Source organism: Streptosporangium sp. G12 (assembly GCF_052983175.1).
In genome coordinates this window covers 192,659-209,149 of the sequence record NZ_JBRIQO010000016.1, presented here as the reverse complement: position 1 = coordinate 209,149, position 16,491 = coordinate 192,659, and the positions used below count along the sequence as shown (strand labels likewise).

Sequence of the window (16,491 nt, the reverse complement as noted above, 5' to 3'; positions counted from 1 at the left end):
CAGGAGCCTTTCGTCTCCGTCGGAACCCCCGGAAGGAAGGCTCGCGTGCCCACCATCCACGAACCGATAGCGGTGATCGGCCTGGGATGCCGGTTCGCCGCGGGGATCGACTCCCCGGCGGCTTTCTGGAGATTCCTGCTCGACGAGGGCGACGCGGTCGGCGAGGTTCCCTCCGGCCGGTGGGCGCGCTACGCGGACCGCGGCCCCGAGGACGCGGCGGTCCTCCGCCGGACCACGGCTCGCGGATGCTTCCTGGCCGACATATCAGGATTCGACAGCGAATTCTTCGGCATCTCGCCGCGTGAGGCGCGGTTGATGGACCCCCAGCAGCGCATCCTTCTCGAAGTCGCTTGGGAGGCGCTGGAGCACGCCGGCATCCCGCCCGCGGACCTCGCCGGATCCGACACGGGCGTCTTCGCCGGCGTCGCCGCCGACGACTACGGGCGCCGGCTGCTGGAGGACCTGCCGCGGATCGAGGCGTGGACGGGGGTCGGCGCCTCGCACTGCGGCGTCGCGAACCGCGTGTCCCACGCGCTCGATCTCCGCGGCCCGAGCGTGGCGCTGGACACGGCCTGCTCGTCCTCCCTGGTGGCGATCCACCAGGCGTGCCAGAGCCTTCGGCTCGGCGAGATCCCGCTCGCGCTCGCCGGTGGGGTCGTGGTGCTGGCCGGCCCCGGATACAGCGTGGTCCTGGACGCCGCGGGAGCGATCTCCCCCGACGGGCGCTCGAAGGCGTTCGACGCGCGGGCCGACGGGTACGGGCGGGGCGAGGGAGCCGGGGTCGTGGTCCTCAAGCGGCTCGGCGACGCCCGGCGCGACGGAGACCGGGTCCTCGCCGTGATCATCGGTGGCGCCGTGCACCAGGACGGCCGGACCGAGGGCATCATGGCTCCCAGCCGCGAGGCCCAGGAGCATCTCCTGCGCCGCGCCTACCGGAGCGCGGGCGTCGGCCCGGACACGGTCGACTACGTCGAGGCCCACGGGACGGGCACGCCGGTCGGCGACCCCGTCGAGGCGGGCGCGCTGGCCTCGGTGCTCGGCGCCGGCCGCGCGACCGCGGGCCCCTGCCTGGTCGGCGCGGTGAAGTCCAACATCGGGCACCTCGAGGCCGCCGCCGGGGTCGCGGGGTTCATCAAGGCGGTGCTCGCGATCGGGCACGGTGTCATCCCGGCCACCCCGATGCTGTCCGGGCCCAACCCGGCCATTCCATGGGGTGACAACGGCCTCAGGCTGGTCACCGCGACGACGCCGTGGCCCTCCACCGGCCGCCCCCGGCTCGTGGGAGTCGCCGGATACGGGTACGGCGGAACGATCGCGCACATCGTTCTCCAAGAGGACGTCCAAGACACCGTCCGAGGCACTGTCCAAGGCACCGTCCAGGACGCCCTCCCCGCAGCCCACGCCGTATTCCCGGAGACCCGCGACGTCCCGGAGACCCGTGACCGGGCCCCCGAGCCGGTCCCGCGGTGCGCGCCGGTGCGGGTGTACCCGCTGTCGAGCGCGAACCCGGCCGCCGTGCGCCTGGCCGCCGGACGGCTCGCCGACTGGCTCGACGCCCATGACCGGGCCGACCTGGCGTCCGTGGGCGGGACGCTGGCCCGCCACCGGTCCCACCTGACGGCCCGCTCGGCCGTGGTGGCCGCGGACCGGACGGAGCTCGTCGACCGGTTGCGCTCCCTGGCCCGCGGCACCCCCGGCACGCCCCGGGGCGTCGTCTCCGCCCGGGTGCCGCCGCGGGGGAGACGCGACCCGGTGTGGGTGTTCTCCGGCCACGGTGCCCAGTGGGCGGGCATGGGCCGGGACCTGCTCGCCGCGGAGCCCGTCTTCGCGGAGGTGATCGAACGGCTGGACCCGATCTACCAGGTGGAGATGGGCTTCTCCCCGGTCCTGGCGATCCGGGCGGGCGAGCTGGGCGGCACCGGGCGCGTCCAGTCGCTGCTGTACGCCGTCCAGGTGGGGCTCGCCGCGCTCTGGCGTTCCGCCGGTGTCCGGCCCTCGGCCGTGATCGGCCATTCGGTGGGGGAGATCGCCGCCGCCGTGGCCGCCGGCGTGCTCGACGTGGCGGACGGGGCCCGGCTGGTCTGCCGCCGTTCGCGGCTGCTGTCGCGGGTCACCGGACGCGGGGCGATGGCCATGGTCTCGCTGCCGTACGAGGAGGTGGCCCGCCGGGTGGCGGGCGCCGGCACGGTGTCGGCGGCCGTCGCCGCCTCGCCGTACTCCACGGTGGTGGCCGGTACGCCGGAGGCGCTGGAAGGGCTGACCGCGCGCTGGGCGCGCGAGGGCGTCGAGGTCCGGCGGGTCGATTCCGACGTCGCCTTCCACAGCCCGCAGATGGACCCGCTCCGCGCCGGCCTGCGCGCGGCGATCGCCGGCCTGCGCCCGGCCGGGCCCGCCGTCCCGCTCTACACGACCGCGCTGCCCGACCCCCGCGACCCGGCCGCGCGGGACGCCTCCTACTGGGAGACCAACCTGCGCGACCCGGTGCTCTTCGCGAACGCCGTCCTCGCCGCGGCCGAGGACGGCCACCGGACGTTCCTGGAGGTCTCCGCGCACCCGGTGGTGTGCCACTCGATCGTGGAGACGCTCGGGTCGGCGGGGATCCAGGACGCCGTCGTGGCGCACAGCCTCCGTCGTGGCGAGGACGGGCTCCGCGCCATGGCGGGCAACGTCGCCCTGCTGCACTGCCATGGCGTACCGGTGGACTGGACCGTGCTCCAGGGGGCGGGCGAGCTCGCCGACCTGCCGGCGAACGCCTGGCTGCACGTACCCCACTGGGCCGGGCACGAGCTTCCCGAGACGGCAGGGAGACCTCACGTCCCGGAGAGTCACACCCTGCTGGGGGCGCGAACGGCGGTGTTCGCCACCTCCCGGGCCGATGTGTGGCGGACGGTGCTGGACCGTTCCACCCGGCCGTTCCCCGGCGCCCATCCCGTGCGCGGTACGGAGATCGTGCCCGCGGCCGTGCTGCTGAACACCTTCCTCGAGGCGGCCACGGCGATCCGCGAGGCCGAGGGGGGCGGGCGGGGCGGGGCGGGCACCCTGCGGGAGGTGGAGATGCGGGTGCCCGTCACCACGGCCGTGTCGCGCGAGCTCCAGGTGGTTCACCAGGACGGGACGCTCAGGCTCTCCTCCCGCCTCGGCGCCGGCCGCCGGGAACGCCTTCCGGAACCCGGCGCGGACCACGGCCACCGGGATCCCGGCGAAGGGTGGCTCACCCACTGCGCCGCCCTGCTCGGCGACGGGCCCGAGGCGTCCGGCGACGTGGAGGCGGCCCGCTGGAGCGCCGGGCCGGGTGACGGGCCGGAGAACGGACCGGCCGGTGAACCGGCGGGCACGCCGGGCGACGGGTCGGGCGGGGGGCCGGATGACGAGGCCGTCGACACCGGCTGGGTGGTGGACACGCTCGCCGGGGCCGGTGTGGCGGCGATGGGCTTCCCCTGGCGGATCGAGGAACTGCGCCGTGGCCCGGGCACGCTGACGGCGCTGGTGGCGGCGGACCCGGAAGGCACCCTGCCCCGGCCGACCTGGGCGTCGATCCTGGACGCCGCGTTCTCGGCAGGAGGCGTCGCGGCCATCGCCCCGGCGGGCCGCGCCGAGCTGCGCATGCCGGTGCGAATCGCCGAGGCGACCCTGGTCACGGACCCGCCCGCGGAGCGGAGGGTGCTGGTCGGCGTGACCACCACCGGGCCGGACACGGTCGACATCCGCGTCGCCACCCTCGGCGGACGGACGGTGGCCGTCCTGCGCGAGGTGCGCTACACCACCCCTGAGCCCGAGCCGGACCCGGCGGCGGGAGCGAGGACGGACGACCTCCTGCACGAGGTGGTCTGGAAACCGCTGGCCCTGTCACCGGACGGCGCGCCCGGCGTGGCGCCACATCGGGTGGTGCTGGTCGGAACAGGCACGAGCACGGCGCCGGGTGACGGGGACGGCCTCGCGCACGCTCTCGGCGGGCTTCTCACGCAGCGGGGCATCCGGTTCGACACGGTCCCCGGACGTGACGGGCATGACGGGAGTGACGGACCCGCCGGGCTCGACGGGCTCCGTGAGCTGCTTCCCGGCCTGACGGAGGACGACGCGGTCGTCCTGCTGCCGCCCGCGCCGTCCGTGACGGACCCGATGGAGACCGGTCAGGACATCGCGGCGGCCGCGACCCGGCTGGCCGCGCGCCTGGCGGAGACCGCGCGGCTGCTGGGCGAGGCGGGCCGGGCCCGGCTGTGGTGCGTCACCTCCTCGGCCAGGGAGCCGGAGAGCGCGGCGGGACTGGCGCAGACGGCGCTGTGGGGACTGGCGCGGGTGGCCGCCACGGAGTACTCCGAGGTGTGGGGCGGTCTCGTCGACCTGCCGGGGAAACCGGGCGACGACGACCTCTCGGTCCTGGTCCGGCTGCTGGGGAGCCGGTGCAGGGAGGACGTCGTCGCCGTCGAGCACGGGGCCGCGAGCGGCGCCCGCCTGGTGCCCTACCGCCCCGAGGCGCGGGAGCGTGTCACGGGACGGCGGCCCGCGCGGCCGGGTCCGCTCTGCCGGGCCGGGGCCACCTACCTGGTCACCGGGGGCCTGGGCGCCCTCGGCCTGCGCGTCGCGGGATGGCTGGCCGACCGGGGGGCCCGCAGGCTGCTCCTGCTGGGCCGTACCGCCCTTCCTCCCAGGAACCGGTGGGACGCCGCCTGCGAGCCGGTGACGCGGCACGCGATCGACGCGGTCAGGTCCCTGGAGGCGAGGGGCGTCACCGTGCGGACGGTCGCCGCGGACATAGCCGACACCGCCGGCCTCGCCCGGCTGGCCGACCCCGGCACGCTCGGCCTGCCACCGGTCCGCGGGGTGGTGCACGCGGCGGGCGTGGTCGACAACCGGCTGCTGCGCGCGTACGACGAGGAGGCGCTGCGGGCGGTGATGCGGCCCAAGGTGGCCGGGGCGCTCGCGCTCCACGAGGCGTTCCCGCCGGGGACGCTGGACTTCCTGGTGCTCTTCTCCTCCGCCGGGCAGCTTCTGGGCCTCCCGGGGCAGGCCTCGTACGCGGCGGCGAACGCCTTCCTGTCCGGCCTGGCCAGGCACCGGCGGGCCGGGGGAGACGACACGGTCCTCTCCCTCGCCTGGACGAGCTGGCGCGGCCTGGGCATGTCGGCCTCCTCGGCGGTCGTCGACGCGGAGCTGCGTGCCCGGGGCACGGCGGACATCACCCCGGCGGAGGCGCTCCTGGCGTGGGAGTCGCTGGTCGCGGGCGGGCCGTCCGGCAACGCCGAGCTGGCGGTGCTGCGGGTCCTGCCCGTCACCCCCGGCATCCTCCGGCCGCCGCTGCTGCGCGACCTGGCCGGCGACCCCGGCCCGCCTCCGGTCCCCGGCGCGGACGAGGGCCCCGACTGGCGGGACCTGTCCGGCGCCCCCCTCGCGGACCTGTTGCGGAACGAGGTGCGGCGGGCGGTCGCGGCCGCCCTGCGTACCGACCCCGAGGCGGTGGACGTGCGGCGCCCGCTCGCGGAGATCGGCGTCGACTCGCTGCTGGCGGTCATGTTGCGCCGGACGCTCTCCGAACGGCTGGGGATCAGCCTGCCGATGAGCCTGCTGTGGAACCGCCCCACGGTCTCCGACATCACCGACTATCTGGCCGAGCAGCGAAGGAGTGACCCATGACGGCGGACACCGAGGTACGCCTGTTCGCGGAGGATCCCGTCGGTTTCTTCGGGCCCTCGCGATGGCGGATGCACACGCTCGCCCCCGACCGGCTGGCCGCGCTGCAGCTCGCCGCGCTGCGGATGCGCTACGCCGAGCTCCGCGACCGGATCCCGGTGCTGCGCACCATCGCCGACGAGCAGCGCATCGGGGAGATCGGGACGCTGGACGACGCGGCGCCCCTGCTCTTCCCGCACACGGTCTACAAGTCGTATCCCGTCTCCCTGCTCCTGGACAACCGGTTCGACCAGCTGGCGACCTGGCTCGGCAGGCTCACCACCGTCGACCTCGGCGGCGTCGACTTCTCCGGCTGCGACTCGATCGACGCGTGGCTGGACCTCCTCGACGCCCGGACCGACCTGCGGCTGGCCCACTCATCCGGTACGTCGGGCACGATGTCGTTCGTCCCGCACACCCGCCAGGAGTACGCGGCCCTGTACCGCACGGTGCGCCTGGACGCGCTTCCCGACGGCGTGCCGTGGCGGGAACCCGTGGACGTGGTCTGGCCGGGATTCCGCACCGGGCGCGGCGGGATCGACCGGCACGCGGGCGCGATGGCGGAGCAGATGGCGGACACCCCCGACCGGTTCCACGCCCTGCACCCCGGCTCGCTCAGCGCCGACGTCATGTTCCTCGCCGGCCGGTTGCGCGCCGCGGCGGCCAGGGGCGAGGTCGACCGGCTGGAGATCCCGCCGGCGCTGAAGGCGCGCCGCGCGGAGTTCGAGGAGGCGCAGCGGGCCACCGGTGCCGGGATGGCGCGGTTCGTCGAGGAGCTGGCCGACACGCTCGGCGGGCGGCGCGTGGCCTCGCTCGGCCTGTGGAGCGTCCACCACGCCATGGCGACCGCCGGGCTGGTCCGGGGCATCGAGTCCGTCTTCGCGCCGGACTCGTTCGTCTTCTCCGGTGGGGGAGCGAAGGGCACGGCACTGCCGGCCGACTGGGCGGAGCCGGTCGGGCGTTTCTTCGGGGTGCCCCGGGTGCGGCTCTGCTACGCGATGACCGAGGTGATGGCGGTCAACCTGCTCTGCGACGCGGAGCGCTACCACGTCGAGCCCTGGGTGATCCTCTACGTCCTCGACCCGGAGACCGGGGATCCGCTGCCGCGCAGCGGGGTGCGGACGGGCCGGGCGGCCTTCCTCGACCTCATGGCCGACGTGCACTGGGGCGGGTTCGTCTCCGGTGACGAGGTCACGGTCGACTGGTCGGCGTGCCGGTGCGGGCGCACCACGCCGAGCCTGTCGGCCGCCATCGGCAGGTTCGGCGGCAACGGCGGCGACGACAAGATCACATGTGCCGCGACCCCCGAGGCGCTCACCGAGGCCCTCGAGTTCCTCAACGGGGCGCTGGCATGAGCGCGGGGCGGGAGGAGACCCTCGCCGGGAACGACGGGGCACGGCGGGAGACCCGGATCGGCGGCGACCGGGTACGGCGGGAGACCCGGATCGGAGACGAGCGGACACGAGGGGAGACGCCGGCCGGGAACGAGCGGGCACGGCGGGAGTCCGCGGGGGCCGACCTGACGATCCCGGCCTTCATCCGGGGCGAGACGGTCGACACCGGCCTGGTCCCCTTCACCGGCCGGGGATCGGAGGCGTCCTTCCTCGCCCCCGACCCGATGGGCCTGCTCGACCGGCTGCCGCTGGGCGACCCGGCGCGCATGCGGGACCTGAACGCGCTGCGCGTCGACGACATCGTCGGCTTCCTCGCCGAGCTCGGGCCGCGCCTCGCGCCGTCGCGCAACGCGTTGCTGAGGGAGGCCCTCGAACGGTCGGCCACGTGGTCGGACATGACCCCGCCGCTGCTCGCCGCGTCGTACGAGCAGCTTCCCGGCCTGTTCCGCCCGGACGCGGTGCGGGCGGTGGTGGAGCGGACCGTCGGGGCCGGGCACCTGGACGGGTGGCACGAGGTGCCCACCGCGGACGGGGGCCGCGCGGCGGTCCGCGCCCTCGGCGCGCGGACCGTGCACGTCATCGCCGGCAACAGCCCGATCATCGCCGCGCTCACCGTGATCCGCAACGCCGTCACCCGTGGCGACGCCATCGTCAAGACGCCGTCGAACGACCCGCTGACCGCGCTCGCGATCGCGCGGACCATGGCCGAGATGGCCCCCGACCACCCGCTCACCCGCCATCTCTCGGTCGTCTACTGGAAGGGCGGCTCCGAGGCGTTCGAGCGGCGGCTCTACCAGCCGGCCCACGTCGAGAAGATCGTGGCCTGGGGCGGGCTGGCCTCCATCCGGCACGTCACCGGCTACGTCAGGCCGGGCCTGGAGCTGATCTCCCTCGACCCGAAGCTGAGCGCCACCGTCATCGGCCCCGAGGCGTTCGCCGACGACGAGCGGATGGCCGAGACCGCCCGGCTCGCCGCGGTGGACGTCGGCGCGCTCAACCAGCTCGGCTGCTTCAACGCCCGCGTCGTCTACGCCGTCACCGACCCCGGCCGGGCCGCCCGCTGGGGCAAGTTGCTGTACGAGGAGATCCTCCGGCTCCCCGAGCAGGTCAGCACGGCGGCCAGGCGGTTCGACCCGGGGCTGCGCGCCGACCTGCTCGCGATCCGGGCGAGCGCCGACTGGTACGACGTGATCGGCGGGCGCCGCGACGAGGGCGCGGTCATCGTCTCGCGGCTGCCCGAGCCGGTGGAGTTCCACCCCTCGCTGTCGGGCCGGGTGGTCAACGTGGTGCCCGTCGACTCGGCCTGGGACGCGGTGCGCGGCATGAACGCCTACACGCAGACCGTGGGCGTCTATCCCGAGGCGCTCAAGCGGGAGCTGCGCGACGTCGTGCCGCTCTACGGCGCCCAGCGGCTCGTGTCCCTCGGCTACGCCACCCGGGTGCGGGCCGAGCTGCCGCAGGACGCCATCGAGCCGCTGCGCAGGATGGTCAAGTGGATCGTGGACGAGACCTACGACCCCGCCGACGTCCATCCCTTCGGCCACCTGCACCCCGGGGCTCCCGCGTGGGACGCCCGATCGATCCTCGACCAGGGGGAGCGGCCGTGAAGGCGGAGCGGGAAGAGGACGTCGTCGAGCAGCTGATCTCCGATTTCGACCACCACCATCCGCGCTTCGACCCGGACCTGGCCTGCCTGGTCCACCGCGGCATCCGCAGCCGGTCGCGGGTCGCCTTCTCCCGCGCGTACGGCGGCGTGTGGATCCTGTCGCACTACCGCGACGTGGAGGCGGCGCTGCGCGACCACGAGACCTTCAGCTCGGCCTCGGGGGTCTTCTTCCCCCGCGCCCCGGGCACGCCGCCCTTCGCGCCGCTGGAGTACGACCCGCCCCGGCAGACCGCGTTCCGCACCCTGATGAAACCCCCGTTCACCCCGGCGCGGTCGCGACAGCTCGAACCGGAACTGCGCCGCCTGGTCGCGGACCTGGTCGAGCCGATCGTCGCGCGGGGCTGCGGTGACCTCGTCGCCGAGCTCGCGGTGCCGCTGCCGCTCGCCGTGGTGTCGCTCGCGGTCGGCTTCACCGACGCGGCGCAGCGCCGCATCCGCGACCTGACCAGCAACACCTGGGCGCGCATGCCGAGCGACGAGAGCGCGGAGGGCTTCTGGCCGCAGTTCGCCGAGCTGTTCCAGGAGGAGATCCGCCGGGCCAGGGAACAACCGGGTGACGACTACCTGTCCACGCTGGTCCGCGAGACGATCGACGGCAGGCCCGTCACCGACGAGGAACTGCACGTCATGATGGTCGGCTTCGCCGTCGCCGGTCACGAGACCTCGATGAACGCCCTGTCGCACCTGCTGTGGCAGCTGGCCCGCGAACCCGGCCTGCAGGACCGGCTGCGCAAGCGGCCCGAGCTGATGCCCGCCGCCGTCGAGGAGACGCTGCGGCTCTGGACGCCGGTCGACCACGGCACCCGGCTCACCACCCGGGACGTCGAGGTCGGCGGCGTCGTCATTCCCCGGGGATCGCGGGTCATCCTGCTCGCCGGGGCCGCCAACCGCGACCCCGCCGAGTTTCCCGACCCGGAGCGGTTCCGGCTCGACCGGGGCCTCGCACGCCACCTCGGTTTCGGGACGGGCGTGCACTTCTGCATCGGCGCCCAGCTCGCGCGCACCGAGTTCCTCGTGGTCCTGCGCGAGCTGGCCCGCCATCCCGGCTACGAGCTCTTCGGCGAACCCCGGCGCTTCTACGAGAACGGCCGCCACATCTGCTTCGACCGGCTGCCCGTACGGTTCCGGACGCCGCTCGGCCGGCGCCGGTAGACCTGTCGTGCTCGGATGCTCAGGGCTCCTGGAGGTGACGGGCCATCACGTCGAGGAGGGCGGCCGGCCGAGTCACGAACACCACCGAGCAGGAGCCCGGCGGCGTCACAGCCGGACGCCGCCGGGCGGGCGTCAACCGGGCCGTAAGCCATGATGCGTCGCAGGGCGAGCCGGAGTCGGCCGATCACCTCATCCGCACCGATCACCGCTGGGAGAGGTCAGCGGCGGTAGACCTCCCGGCCGTCGACGAAGGTCATGGCGACCCTGGTGCGCCAGATGTCGGCGGCCGGTTCGGTGAACGGGTCGCGGTCCAGGACGACCAGGTCGGCGCGGTTGCCGGGGACGATGGTGCCCGCGTCGTCGTCGTGGTTGATCCGGGCCGAGCCCGCGGTGTAGGCCGTCAGCGCGGTGGCCAGGGTGAGACGCTGGCCGGGCAGGAAGGGGGTCTGCGCCGTCGGGTAGCCCGCGTGCACCGAGCCGCCGGGTTCGGTGCGGTTGACGGCCACGTGCATGCCCTGGATCGGGTCGGCGTCGGAGACCGGCCAGTCGCTGCCCGCGCAGAACAGGGTGCCGTTGCGCCGCAGGTCGGCGAACGGGTACTGCCAGGCGGAGCGCTCCTCGCCCAGGAAGGGGAGGGTGAGCTCGTCCATCTGGGCGTGGTGGGTGGCCCACAGCGGCTGCAGGTTGGCGGTCACGCCGAGCTCGGCGAAGCGCGGCACGTCGGACGGCTCGACGATCTGCAGGTGCGCGATGTGGTGCCGGTTGGCCGGGTCGGTCCCCTCGAGGCTGTCCAGCGCCTCGCGGACGGCCCGCTCGCCGATGGCGTGGAAGTGCACCTGGAAGCCGTGCCGGTCCAGCTCGGCGACGTACTCCCTCAGCAGCGCCGGGTCGACGTACGACAGGCCGGTGCCGCCGCAGCGGCAGTAGGGCTCGATCACCGCGGCGGTGAAGTTCTCGGTGATGCCGTCCTGCATGATCTTCACCGAGGTGGCGCGGAACCGCTCCAGGCCCTCGGCGGAGCGGCGCCGTTCCAGCAGCTCGGGGATCTGCTCGGCGCCGCGCGCCCGGTCCCACCACAGCGCGCCCACCACGCGGGCCCGCAGCGCGCCGGAGGCCGCCGCCGAGACGTACGTGGGCAGCTGGTCGTCGGAGCCCGCGTAGGAGCCGACGATGGCGTCCTGCCAGCCGGTGACGCCGAGGGAGAAAAGGTGGTCCTGGGCCTCCATCAGCGCGTCGTGCAGGTCCCTCGCCGTGGGGCGGGGGGTGAGCAGGCCGACCAGGTCCATCGCGCCCTCGTGCAGCACGCCGCTCGGCGTGCCGTCGGCGTCGCGCTCGATCCTGCCGTCGGCGGGGTCGGGGGTGTCGCGGGTGATCCCGGCCAGCTCCAGGGCCCGGCTGTTCACCCAGGCGGCGTGGTGGTCGCGCTGGATCAGGTAGACCGGCCGGTCGACGACGTCGAGCTGGGAGCGGTGCGGCAGGCCGCCGGGGAAGGCCGACATGTCCCAGCCGCCGCCGTCGATCCACTCGTGGCCGGGACGGGAGGCGGCATAGGCGGTGATCCGCTCCAGATACTCCGGCAGGCCGTAGACCGCGGACAGGTCGCACCTGGCCCGCTCCAGGCCCGCCTGCACCGGGTGGAGGTGCGCGTCGGTGAAGCCGGGGGTGAGCAGCCCGCCGTCCAGGTCGACGGTCTCGTGGCCGGGGGCGGCCAGTCGTACGACGTCGGACTCCGCGCCCACGGCGGCGACGCGGCCGTCCCGGACCAGCACCGCCTCGGCGAAGGCGTCGGCGGCGAGGAAGACCCGGCCGCCGCGGAAGAGGATGTCGTTCACTCGGTTCCCACTCGGGTGGCGGGCGGGCAGGTCATGGCTCTCCTCGGCGTCCGTGGTCTCAGCGTGCTCGGCGTTTTCAGCGTTTTCGGCGTGCTCGGCGTGCTCGGGGTACGGCGATGCTCTCAGTGTCCGGTGATGAGCCGGTTCAGCGTCCGGTGATGGAGTCGGCGACGCGGGCCAGCACCGAGGTGCGGCCGAGCCCCGCCTTCTCCCTGGCGTCGGCCCGGCGGTAGAGGTCGTACATGGCGTGCACGCCGAGCCACCGCAGCGGTTCCACCTCCCAGCCTCGCACCTTGCGGCCCACCCAGGGCAGGGACGCCAGCTCGGTGTCCTCGCGCAGGATCAGGTCGCGCAGGGTACGGCCGGCGAGGTTGGTCGTGGTCACCCCGTGTCCGGTGTAGCCACCCGCCCAGCCGATGCCGGTGGTGTGGTCGACGTGCACGGTGGCGCACCAGTCGCGGGGCACCCCGAGCACCCCGGACCAGGCGTGCGCCACCCGGGAGGCCCGGAGCGCGGGGAACATCCCGGTCAGCAGCTCCCAGAGCGCCTCGATCGTCCACTCGTGGGTGTGGCCCCGGTCGTCCACCCGGGATCCGTACAGGTAGGGCTTGCCGCGCCCGCCGAACGCGATCCTGCCGTCGGCGGTGCGCTGGGCGTACATGTAGTAGTGCGCCATGTCGCCGAGCAGCTCGTGTCCCGCCCAGCCGATCTCGTCCCACAGCGCGCCCAGCGGCTCGGTGACGATCATCGAGCTGTTCATCGGCAGCCACGTCCGGTGGTACTGCCTCAGCTCGGCGGTGAAGCCCTCGGTGGCGCGGATGACGTACTCGGCGCGGACGGTGCCGTACGGCGTGCGGGCCTCGCGCGGGGCGATCTCGGTGACCGGGGTGCGTTCGAGGATCTCCACCCCGAGGTTCCGCACGGTCTCGGCCAGGCCCCTGGCCAGCTTGGCGGGCTGGATCCTGGCGCAGTGCGGGCTCCAGATCGCGCTGACCGCGCCGTCCACCCGCAGGCGCTCCTCCCGCTCGGCGGGGTCGAGCAGCCGCACGTCCTCCTCGGTCCAGCCCCAGTGGCGCTCGTGGGCGAGCAACTGGTGCAGCCGCCGGTCCTGGGCGGTGTTGGTGGCGACCGTGGTGACGCCGCCCTTGACGATGTCGGCGTCGATCTTCTCGTCCTCGGCGACGGCGACGACCTCGTCGACGGTCTCGAACATCACCCGCTGCAGCCGCCTGGCCGCGTCCGCGCCGTGCGTCCTGGCGTAGCGCTCGGGGGTGCCGGCCAGCTCGCCGACCAGCCAGCCGCCGTTGCGCCCGGAGGCGCCGTACCCGGCGAACTCCTTCTCCAGTACGACGACCCGCAGACCGGGGCTCGCCTTCTTCAGGTAGTAGGCGGTCCACAGGCCCGTGTAGCCGGCGCCGACGATGGCCACGTCGGCGTCGAGGTCTCCGGCGAGGGGGGCACCGGGGGAGGGGATGCCGAGGGAGCGGTACCAGAAGGAGACGTCTCCGTTGACGAAGTCCCCAGCCAGGGGAACGCGCGTGCTCATGGCCTCATATCCTGCTATATCCGTCTATCTGGGTGTGCCTGTCAACGGAAACCGTTGCAGAAACGCCGTACTGCCGCGTAACAAGGATCTTCCTAGACGTAACGATGGGCTCACTCATGTGTAGCAGTCCCGTAACAGTGTCAGGAAAGGCTATCCCCCAACAGAGGGAGCATTCTGATGGGGTTTCTGAGGATTCGTACGACCGTTGACGAGCGACCGGGACGGCTCGCCTCGCTGGCCGCCGCGCTCGCCGCCAAGGGTGGCAACATCCTGGGTCTGAGCGTGCAGACCGACGTGGACGGCACGGTCGACGAGTTCGTCACGGACATCCCCGCCGGGGCCGAGGCGGTGCGCGAGGCGCTGGAGGCCGCCGGCGGGCGCCGGGTCCAGGTCGTCACCGCCACCGCCCACGAGCTGACCGACGAGCCCACCCGCGTCCTCCTGCTCGCCTCCCGGCTGCGCATGACGCCCTGGCGCCTGCCCGAGTTGCTGGGGGAGCTGCTGCGCGCCGACGACTCCCGCTGGGTCTACGGTTCGGAGATGAGCGATCTTCCGGACCCGACCCTGCTGACCGTGCCCGTGGCACCGCGCCGCGCGATCAGGATCCGCCGGGCCGAGCTGCCGTTCACCCTGACCGAGGCCGCCCGCGCGGCCTCCTTCGTCCGCCTGGCGCAGCCCCCCGTCGAGCAGTCCGGGACCGACCGCGAGATCACGCTCTCCGACGGCGTCGAGGTCAGTGTCCGCCCGCTCACCCGGCTCTACCGCGAGGCCGTACGCGACCTGCACGACCGCTGCTCGCCGGAGGCCCGCAGGTTCCGCTACTTCACCTCGATGCCGGTGCTGCCGCCGAAGGTCTTCGACCGGCTCTGCGACCGCAGCCGGGGCCACTCGATCGTCGCCGGACACGACGGCCAGGTCGTCGGTCTCGCCAACCTGATGTTCACCCCGGATCCCGGCATCGCGGAGATGGCGTTCCTGGTCGAGGACCGCTGGCAGGGCAGGGGGCTGGGGACGGCGCTGGCCGGGATGCTCGTCCGCCAGGCCCGCGACCTGGGCTTCGCCGAGGTCAGGGCGACCCTGCTGTCCGACAACGTGCGCATGCGCAGGCTCCTGGTCTCGCTCGGCGCGACCCTGAGCTACACCGAGGACCCCGGCGTGGTGGAGGCCAGGCTGGCCGTGGGCGTGATGGCGACGGCATCCCCGAGCTGACCCCATCGCGTGGCCTTCCCGTTTCGAGATCGCTCAGGGGTCCCGAAGCGGGGAGGCCGCACTCTTCCGACTCTTCCGCGTTCCCGCCTCAGGAGGCCTGCCCCTCCTGGGGCGGGGACTCCGGGGTGCGGGGCACGCCGGAGACGTCGTCATCGTCCCGGGGCGTACCGGCGTCGCCATCGTCTCCGCCGGTGGTGGTGGTGCCGTCGCGAGAGGCGCCGCCGGTGTCGCGGGAGGTCTCGATGGCGTCCAGCCTGCGCTCGATCCGGTCCAGGCTCTCCTGGATGCGCTCCAGCCTGGCGGAGAACGTCGCTCCCATGACGTGGAAGCCCTCCTCCGCCGTCACCGCGCGCTCGGGGTCGCGCCGCCCGAGCAGCGAGATCACCTGGGCGCGTACGGCCTCGAGGCGCGCGCCCTGCCCCGTCAGCACCTGGGCGGCCACGCCCTCGCCCTCGCGGATCAGCCCGAGCAGGATGTGCTCGGTGCCGATGTAGGTGTGGTGCAGGCCGAGCGCCTCGCGCAGGGACAGCTCGAGCACCTTCTTGGCGCGCTGGGTGAACGGGATGTGGCCGCCGGGGCTCTCGTCGCCCCTGCCGATGATCTCCTCCACGTCGTTCCTGACACGCTCGCCGCTGATGCCGGAGGCCCGCAGGGCGCGACCGGCGACGCCGTCCTGCTCGAGGACCAGTCCGAGCAGGATGTGCTCGGTGCCGATGTGGCCGTGGCGCAGTCGCCTGGCCTCCTCCTGTGCCAGGACCACGACACGGCGGGCACGGTCGGTGAAGCGCTCGAACACGGGAAGCCTCCGTGAGGGGTGTCGAGGTGCCTGCCCCCACTATGCGCCAGACGGCCGGTGAGCGGGAGGACATCTCCCCCGGCAATTCCCGGCCCCGTGTCGGGGAAAGCTTACATTTTAGGGTTAGATTTGAGGGAAATGGCTTTCGCGTCCGGGGGCGGCGTGCGTAGGGTCCCCGCATGACGATCGACGCCTTCATCGACGCCCTGCCCAAGGTCGAGCTCCACGTCCACCTGATCGGCTCCGCCTCGGTCCCCACCGTGCTGGAGCTCGCCCGCCGCCACCCCGACGGGGGCGTCCCCACGGACGAGGAGGAGCTGCGGGCCTTCTACAGGTTCACCGACTTCCCGCACTTCGCCCGGATCTACCAGGCGGTCAACGCCCTGGTCCGCGAGCCGGAGGACGTGGCGACCCTGGTGCTCGGGCTGGCCGCCGACCTCGCCCCGCAGAACGGCCGCCACGTCGAGCTGACCGTCACGCCGTACGCCCACCACGTCGTCGGCATGCCGATGCGGGAGGTCACCGAGGCGCTCGACCTGGCCGCCCGGCGCTCCCGCGAGGAGCACGGGGTGCGGATGGCGTACGTGTTCGACATCCCCGGTGAGTACGGAGCCGAGGCGGCCCGGGTCACCCTGGACCACGCGCTGCAGGAACCTCCCCAGGCATTGGTAGGTTTCGGACTGGCCGGAATCGAGCAGGAACGCCCGAAGTATCGTGACGTCTTCGCGGACGCCTTCCGCGCCGCCACCGCCGCCGGGCTGCGCAGCCTGCCGCACGCGGGGGAGATGACCGGCCCCGAGACCATCTGGGAGGCCCTCGACCTCCTGGGCGCCGAGCGGATCGGCCACGGCACCTCCTGCGTGGACGACCCCCGCCTCGTCGCCCACCTTCGCGAGACCCAGATCCCCCTGGAGGTCTGCCCCACCTCCAACGTCTGCACCGGCCAGGTCGCCCGCGTCGAGGAGCACCCGCTGCCCCGCATGATCGAGGAGGGCCTGTTCGTCACCCTCAACAGCGACGACCCGCCCATGTTCGCCACCACCCTGAGCCGCGAGTATCGCGTCGCCGCCGACAAACTGGGCCTGGACCGCGAGACCCTCACAACCCTGGCCCGCAACGCCGTCGAGGCCTCGTCGATGGACCCGGCGGACAAGAAGGAGCTCCACGCCGAGATCGACACCGTCGCCGCCCAGCACTCAGGGACGGCGCTCTGACAGCCCACGGGCGGC

The 16,491-nt window shown here is 73.8% G+C and carries 8 protein-coding genes and 1 pseudogene; 6 read left to right on the top strand and 3 right to left on the bottom strand.

All coding sequences use genetic code 11. From position 1 onward, the window contains the following. The first annotated feature begins 45 nt into the window (after positions 1–45). The 4 genes from ACVCAG_RS24795 to ACVCAG_RS24780 are packed head-to-tail and all read left to right on the top strand — an operon-like array spanning position 46 to position 9,879. Positions 46–5,631, top strand: a complete 5,586-nt coding sequence (locus tag ACVCAG_RS24795) for a type I polyketide synthase (protein WP_447190353.1) — start codon at positions 46–48, stop codon at positions 5,629–5,631. Next, on the top strand, positions 5,628–7,022 hold the full coding sequence (locus tag ACVCAG_RS24790) for a hypothetical protein (protein ID WP_440085008.1): 1,395 nt from the start codon (positions 5,628–5,630) through the stop codon (positions 7,020–7,022). Before ACVCAG_RS24795 ends, ACVCAG_RS24790 begins: the two co-directional genes overlap by 4 nt. Further along, on the top strand, positions 7,019–8,668 hold the full coding sequence (locus ACVCAG_RS24785) for an acyl-CoA reductase (RefSeq protein WP_440085007.1): 1,650 nt from the start codon (positions 7,019–7,021) through the stop codon (positions 8,666–8,668). Before ACVCAG_RS24790 ends, ACVCAG_RS24785 begins: the two co-directional genes overlap by 4 nt. Continuing rightward, the gene (locus ACVCAG_RS24780; protein WP_440085006.1) at positions 8,665–9,879 is read left to right on the top strand and encodes a cytochrome P450; all 1,215 of its coding nucleotides are present in this window, start codon (positions 8,665–8,667) and stop codon (positions 9,877–9,879) included. Before ACVCAG_RS24785 ends, ACVCAG_RS24780 begins: the two co-directional genes overlap by 4 nt. Positions 9,880–10,097: 218 nt before the next feature. On the opposite strand, the gene ACVCAG_RS24775 is transcribed toward ACVCAG_RS24780, so the two are convergent. Both ACVCAG_RS24775 and ACVCAG_RS24770 read right to left on the bottom strand, forming a co-directional pair. Continuing rightward, the gene (locus tag ACVCAG_RS24775) at positions 10,098–11,711 is read right to left on the bottom strand and encodes an amidohydrolase (RefSeq protein WP_447190352.1); all 1,614 of its coding nucleotides are present in this window, start codon (positions 11,709–11,711) and stop codon (positions 10,098–10,100) included. 145 nt (positions 11,712–11,856) lie between these two features. Continuing rightward, positions 11,857–13,257 carry an FAD-dependent oxidoreductase gene (locus tag ACVCAG_RS24770; protein ID WP_440085004.1) on the bottom strand — a complete coding sequence of 467 codons (1,401 nt, stop codon included), beginning with the start codon at positions 13,255–13,257 and terminating at the stop codon, positions 11,857–11,859. A gap of 177 nt (positions 13,258–13,434) precedes the next feature. On the opposite strand from ACVCAG_RS24770, the gene ACVCAG_RS24765 reads away from it, so the two are divergent. Then, positions 13,435–14,466 carry a GNAT family N-acetyltransferase gene (locus ACVCAG_RS24765; RefSeq protein WP_440085003.1) on the top strand — a complete coding sequence of 344 codons (1,032 nt, stop codon included), beginning with the start codon at positions 13,435–13,437 and terminating at the stop codon, positions 14,464–14,466. A 370-nt stretch (positions 14,467–14,836) separates the two neighbouring features. Here the strand turns inward: ACVCAG_RS24765 and ACVCAG_RS24760 are convergent. Continuing rightward, positions 14,837–15,262 (bottom strand): annotated as a pseudogene (locus tag ACVCAG_RS24760) (Clp protease N-terminal domain-containing protein); the annotation flags it as partial. Between the two features lie 179 nt (positions 15,263–15,441). Between ACVCAG_RS24760 and add the strand changes: the two are divergent. After that, on the top strand, positions 15,442–16,476 hold the full coding sequence (gene add, locus ACVCAG_RS24755; protein ID WP_447190351.1) for an adenosine deaminase: 1,035 nt from the start codon (positions 15,442–15,444) through the stop codon (positions 16,474–16,476). Positions 16,477–16,491: the final 15 nt, after the last annotated feature.

Coding starts and splice junctions, on each gene's coding strand:
- ACVCAG_RS24785 (WP_440085007.1), top strand. CDS start 7,019: ATGAGCGCGGGGCGGGAGGAGACCCTCGCCGGGAACGACGGGGCACGG.
- ACVCAG_RS24770 (WP_440085004.1), bottom strand. CDS start 13,257: ATGAGCACGCGCGTTCCCCTGGCTGGGGACTTCGTCAACGGAGACGTC.
- add (WP_447190351.1), top strand. CDS start 15,442: ATGACGATCGACGCCTTCATCGACGCCCTGCCCAAGGTCGAGCTCCAC.
- ACVCAG_RS24765 (WP_440085003.1), top strand. CDS start 13,435: ATGGGGTTTCTGAGGATTCGTACGACCGTTGACGAGCGACCGGGACGG.
- ACVCAG_RS24790 (WP_440085008.1), top strand. CDS start 5,628: ATGACGGCGGACACCGAGGTACGCCTGTTCGCGGAGGATCCCGTCGGT.